Annotated in this window: 5 protein-coding genes; 4 read left to right on the forward strand and 1 reads right to left on the reverse strand. The window is 61.2% G+C overall.

Translation table 11 applies throughout. The features are described 5' to 3' along the window. Window positions 1-283: 283 nt before the first annotated feature. A complete protein-coding gene (locus BP858_RS02240) occupies window positions 284-1,606 on the reverse strand; it encodes a hemolysin family protein (protein WP_286878721.1) in 1,323 nt (440 codons plus the stop codon). A 330-nt stretch (window positions 1,607-1,936) separates the two neighbouring features. Between BP858_RS02240 and BP858_RS02245 the strand changes: the two genes are divergently transcribed. From BP858_RS02245 to BP858_RS02260, 4 genes are read left to right on the forward strand one after another with little or no spacing between them, the layout of a single operon-like run. Continuing rightward, window positions 1,937-3,280 carry a protoporphyrinogen/coproporphyrinogen oxidase gene (locus tag BP858_RS02245; RefSeq protein WP_394339369.1) on the forward strand — a complete coding sequence of 448 codons (1,344 nt, stop codon included), beginning with the start codon at window positions 1,937-1,939 and terminating at the stop codon, window positions 3,278-3,280. Continuing rightward, entirely contained in the window at window positions 3,277-4,254 is a 978-nt protein-coding gene (locus BP858_RS02250; protein ID WP_062265400.1) for a glycosyltransferase family 4 protein, read from the forward strand. Before BP858_RS02245 ends, BP858_RS02250 begins: the two co-directional genes overlap by 4 nt. Next, window positions 4,251-4,949 (forward strand): glycosyltransferase, encoded by a 699-nt coding sequence (locus BP858_RS02255; RefSeq protein ID WP_062265403.1) that lies wholly within the window; start codon window positions 4,251-4,253, stop codon window positions 4,947-4,949. The genes BP858_RS02250 and BP858_RS02255 overlap by 4 nt, the downstream gene beginning before the upstream one ends. Window positions 4,950-4,965: 16 nt before the next feature. Then, window positions 4,966-5,391 (forward strand): PaaI family thioesterase, encoded by a 426-nt coding sequence (locus BP858_RS02260; RefSeq protein WP_074175372.1) that lies wholly within the window; start codon window positions 4,966-4,968, stop codon window positions 5,389-5,391. Window positions 5,392-5,637 lie beyond the last annotated feature (246 nt).

A 5,637-nucleotide genomic window follows, 5' to 3' on the forward strand; every position in this document is an offset into this window, starting at 1 on the left:
CCCCGCCCTCCTCCCCCCGAAAAATATCAACAGACTTCCCCCCCCCGGGGGGGGGCGGGGTCGCGGCGGGCGGGGTGGGGGAGCGGAGGGGAGCACTCCGTGGGGGATGGGATGAAGGCCAGACGTGGTCTGTTATTTTGGAATCGATGCACTACTGCATCGTGTCATCTTATTTTAGAGTTTTTTGGCACGTGCTGGGATGAGCACTACGTCCTCCCGCGTGCTTCCGCGTGACGCAACAACCGCGTGGAAGTATTAGATGCAATGATCTCCTGGCCGCATCTCAGGGGTTCTCCTTCCTCTTCTCTCCGGCAGCCACCGGGGCGACCAGCACCTTATCGACCCGGTAGCCGTCCATATCGAGGACCTCGAACCTGAGATTGTTCCAGGTGAACCGGTCTCCGGCCTCGGGCGTCCGCTCGAGGTACATCATCACAAACCCCCCAAGTGTCTGGTAATACCCGCGCTCCTCGCCGGGCAGGCCGCCTACGTCGAAGAGGTCGTGAAACTCGTCGATTGGGAGCATCCCGTCGAGGAGCCATGACCCGTCCTCGCGCTGGACCGCCATGGCCTCGGGCGGGTGCTCGACCGACGGGATACCCCCAACAATCGCCTCCATGATGTCGTGCACCGTAACCAGCCCCTGGATGCTCCCATACTCGTCGGTGATAAAGGCGAGCCGTGCGCCTGAGGTCTTGAACTCTTCGAGGACCGCCAGCGCCATGACACTCTCGGGCACAAAGAGGGCGGGCTCGATCGCCTTTGCGAGGTCTGGGGGTTCCCCCTTGATCATCCGTGCCCAGAGGTTGCGGACCGAGACGACGCCGAGCAGATTGTCCAGGTGCTCGCGGTAGACCGGGAAGTATACGTGGCCGGATTCGACCATCTTCTGCCAGTTCTCTTCGGGAGGGTCCTCCACATCCACGGCCACGACATCGGGCCGCGGGGTCATCAGCACGCTGACCCGCCGGTCGCCGAGGCGGAAGACGCTCTCTACCATATCCTGTTCCGCCTCCCGGAAGATTCCTGCCCGGGTTGCCTGTTCTATCAGGATCCTGATATCCTCCTCCGTGACCTCAGGCCCGGACGGCTGCCGCACCCCGAGCACCGTGAGCACCGTCTCGGTTGAGACGCTCAGCAGCTGGACAAGGGGCGCACCGACCCTGGCGAGGAACCGCATCGGGCGGGCTACCCGGCATGCGATCCGTTCAGCGTTGCCCATAGCCACCCGCTTCGGCACCAGTTCACCGATCACCAGCGTCAGGTAGGTGATGGCGGCGACGACGATCGCGACCGCGAGCGGCCCGCTGTAAGGGGCAAGCAGGGGGATACCGGAGAATATCCCGGCAAGAGGCCCCGCGAGTGTCGCCCCGCCGAAGGCTCCCGCCAGGATCCCGACGACGGTGATCCCGACCTGAATGGTGGAGAGGAACTGTGTCGGGTCGTCTGCAAGTTCGAGGGCGGCCGCCGCCCCAGCGTCACCGTCGGCCGCTCTCTTCTGCAGGCGTGCCTTTCGTGCAGAGATAAGGGCAAACTCGGTCATCGAGAAGAACCCGTTTGCAAGTATCAGCAGGACGATGATCAGGATGCTGGTAGCGATAGGCATCGTACAGCTCTCCCCGGGTTTGGGGTCCGGCATACCGTTACCCCCCTCTCACTTATGCGTATCGTCGTGCACCCCGGCGTCTCATCATGTGAAGATGCATGGGTGAACCGGGTCTCTGGTCGCTCCCGGGTTGCGCTACAGTGCGCGTATCCCGGCGGAAAAGCCGGGTTTGATTCTATCCTGCACCCAACTGCTATCCCGAGGTCGCTTTCATGCGTGCAGCCCGGGGTTATGCCTCATTGTAGTCTCATCCATGCACCCTCTCGCTACGCGTCGTGAGGATTCACCCCAAACTGCAGCAACCCCGGAAAACCGGATGGTCAACCATATATGGCTCCGCCATTAAACAGTATGGACGTGAAATCAGCTATACTGGGTGGCGGTCTCACGGGTGTTACACTGGCCCGCCTGCTCCAGGATTTGGGCGACGAGGTGACCGTTCTCGAGCGTGAAGAGATGATCGGAGGGCTCTGCCGCTCGCGGACGGAAGCGGGTTTCACGTTCGATGTCGGAGGCTCGCATATCATCTTCTCCCGCGACGCTGAGGTCCTCTCCTTCATGCTCTCGGTCCTCGGCGGGAATGCCGACCGCCGGAAGCGGAATACCAAGATCCTGTATAAAGGGCGCTACGTCAAGTACCCCTTCGAGAACGGCCTCTATCAGTTACCCGCGGAAGACCGCTTCTTCTGCATCAACGAGTTTATCAAGAATCTCATCGCCGTCGAGAAAGGCGAGATCCCGCCGCCCACGAACTTTGCTGAGTGGATCACCTACACCTTCGGCCGCGGCATCGCCGAGTGTTACATGGTCCCGTATAATGAGAAGATCTGGAACTATCCGGTGGACCGGATGTCGCACCACTGGGTGGAAGGGCGTATCCCCCGCCCGCCGGTCGAGGATATCGTCAAATCGGCCATCGGCATCGAGACCGAGGGCTACGTCCACCAGGCGGTCTTCTCGTACCCGGTGGAGGGCGGCATCGAGGCGCTGGTCCGGGGGATTGCAGAACCGGTGCTCCCTGCCATCCGGACCGGCTTTGCTGTCGTGTCCATCAGGGAGGATAATGGGGGTTTTTCAATCAGCGACGGTGGAGAGACCGTCCATGCAGACCGCCTGATATCGACCATCCCTCTCCAGAACCTGCTTCCCTGCCTTCAGGACGTCCCGCCTGAGGTGCAGGCAGCCTGCGACGCTCTCCGCTACAACTCGCTCTGCTCGGTCTTCATCGGGCTTGCAGGGGAAGTCCCTGATATATCGTGGCTCTACGTCCCGGATGAGGCGACGGGTCTCTTCAACCGGGTCTCGTTCCCCTCGAACTACAGCAGAGAGGTCGCCCCGCCGGGTCACTCCTCGATCCTCGCCGAGATCACCTATAACGATGGGGATGCGGTCTCCCGGATGCCTGATGCCGCGGTGATCGACCATACCATCCAATCGCTCGTCGCCGCCGGGATCATCCCCTCCCTTGATGCAGTCGTCTACACCGGCATCGAACGGCAGGAGTTCGCCTATGTCGTCTACGACATCGACTACCTGGAGAACATCGAGATTGTCAGGGAGTTCTGCCGGGAGCGGGGCATCGACCTCGTCGGGCGGTTCTCCCGGTTTGAGTATCTCAACATGGACGGCTGCATCAGGAGCGCGATCGACTTCGTGAAGGCGGCGAAGAGATGAAGGTCAACATCTTTGTCGAGGACTTCCGGTTCCTGCGGTACATCGGGTGCGCAACGGCGGCGAGAACGCTGTATAACCACCTTGCCCTGCTTCCTGAGATGGAGGTCACCCGGAACTCGTATCGCAGCGACCCTGACCTGACCCACTACCACACCTTCGGTCCCTGGGCGATGTACCATCTGAAGTTCACCGAAGGCGTAAAGGTGCTGACCGCCCACTCGACTCCCCGGATAAACGAGGGCAATGTCGCCTTCTCAAAGAGGATAAACACGATATATCCCAAAATTTACCGGCAGTTCGACCACATCATCACGATATCGGAGCCCTGCCACCGGGAGACCGAACAGCTCGTCCCGAACATCCCAAAGACCCTCATCCCGAACGGCATCGACCGGGAGTACTTCAGGCGGGACGATGAGAAACGGGAGTCGTTCCGTGAGGAGTATGGGATCGACCCGGACCAGAGGGTGGTGCTCTCAGTCGGCCAGCAGACCCCCCGGAAAGGCATCTACGACTTCTTCAAACTCGCAGACCAGCACCCCGATATGACCTGGGTCTGGGTGGGCGGGTTCCCGTACGGAACCCTCTCGAAGGATTACGCGAAGATCCAGATGCTCAAGGCCCACTCTCACGAGAATGTCATATTCACGGGCGTCATCGACGATATCTCCCGGGCGTACAGCGGGGGGGATATCTTCTTCATGCCCTCGCATGCCGAGACGTTCGGCCTTGTGATCGTCGAGGCCCTCTCGTCGGGTCTGCCTGTTATCGCCCGGGATATCTTCGAGTTCCGGGAGATCTTCGGGGACTCGGTCCTCTTCTTCCGTGAGATCGACGAGGCGCGTGACCTCCTCAACGACGACGCGACCCTGCAGCGTTGCGCCTCAAGGGCCCGCTCCTCGACCGAGAAGTACGACATCACGCTTATAGCAAAACGACATCAACAACTATACCAGGAGTTGATCGAGGCATGATCTCCGTCGTCGTTCCGACCTATAACGAAGAGCAGAACATCGAGCGCTGCCTGGAGTCTCTTGCCGACCAGACGGTGCCGCGGGAGACCTACGAGGTCATTGTCGTCGACGGGAACTCAAAGGACCGGACCCGGGAACTGGCTGAGCCCCTTGCGGACAGCGTCTTTATCCAGAAGAGCAAGCGGGTGGGCGGGGCACGCAACGACGGGGTAATGGCGGCCAGCGGCGAGGTCGTCGCCACGACGGACGCCGACTGTATCCTCCCCCGGGACTGGGTGGAGAGGATCGGCAAGAACTTTGCGGAGCGGGAGATCGTTCAGCTCTACGGCACGGTCTACCCGATCGAGGGGGGGTTCCGGAACCGACTCTCTCTTGCCGGCGCAAACACCTTCTCGCGTCTCGGCTACCACACCAGGACGATCTACTTCACGCTCGGGTGCAATACGGCGTTTGACCGTGACGCGTTTGTCAGAGCAGGGATGTACCGGTGCATCGATGCCGGGGACGACCTTGAGATCGCGCAGCGGATGCGGAGGATCGGGAAGGTCTACCTCGATCCCGATCTCGCGGTCGGTTTCTCGATGAGGCGCTACCAGCAGTTCGGGACGATCAAGTCGATCTCTGAGTGGTTGTATATCGTTCTTCGCGGGGGTGACGCCGGCGGTGTCACCTACTCGCAACGGGAGTATAAGTAGTCCCTCCCGTCCAGGCATGAGGAGCAGAAGACCCGACCCGGAGACCCAGGCCGAAGCGGTGAGGAGGGGCGATGCCTGCGGGTTTGCACGCCTCCTCGGTATGGAGGTCACTGAGGTCGCCGATGGGTGCGTCAGGGTGGCCATGCAGGTAGATGGCATGGAGAACGCCCACGGCACGATCCACGGGGGCGCGATATTCGCCCTTGCCGACCATGCCTTCGGCATCGCCGCGAACCTGGAAGGAGTGGACCAGATAGCAATCTCCGCCCATATTCACTATTTTTCTCCGCCGGCGACCAACGCGCTCGAGGCGGTCGCTCGCAGGGTCTCAGAGACCGAGAAGACATCGGTATATGCCGTCGATGTCTACTCCGGCGACCGGCACGTCGCCGCATTCGAGGGGATTGGGTTCAAGACCGGTTTTCTCCCGGGAAGGGTTTGAGGAGTGGCGCTGGTGCCGGATGGGGCCCAGGGGGAGTCTCAGGACAGCCTCCTCATCCATCGATTTTCACCAGGTGTCGCCATGAACCGGCGGGGAACGGGGTGGAGTTACGGGAAGGGGTTTTACAGGTATCCCCTTGTGCGGGGAGCGGGAAGGCCTCCATTGGCGTGAACGCAACCATGGGTGCACTGCGTTCCGGGTTGGCTATCGGCGAGGTGCAAGTTCTGTTGAACCCCCATGTCGGTT

Source organism: Methanoculleus sp. UBA413, assembly GCF_002502935.1.
GTDB lineage: Archaea > Halobacteriota > Methanomicrobia > Methanomicrobiales > Methanoculleaceae > Methanoculleus > Methanoculleus bourgensis.

Coding starts and splice junctions, on each gene's coding strand:
- BP858_RS02240 (WP_286878721.1), bottom strand. CDS start 1,606: ATGCCTATCGCTACCAGCATCCTGATCATCGTCCTGCTGATACTTGCA.
- BP858_RS02245 (WP_394339369.1), top strand. CDS start 1,937: ATGGCTCCGCCATTAAACAGTATGGACGTGAAATCAGCTATACTGGGT.
- BP858_RS02250 (WP_062265400.1), top strand. CDS start 3,277: ATGAAGGTCAACATCTTTGTCGAGGACTTCCGGTTCCTGCGGTACATC.
- BP858_RS02255 (WP_062265403.1), top strand. CDS start 4,251: ATGATCTCCGTCGTCGTTCCGACCTATAACGAAGAGCAGAACATCGAG.
- BP858_RS02260 (WP_074175372.1), top strand. CDS start 4,966: ATGAGGAGCAGAAGACCCGACCCGGAGACCCAGGCCGAAGCGGTGAGG.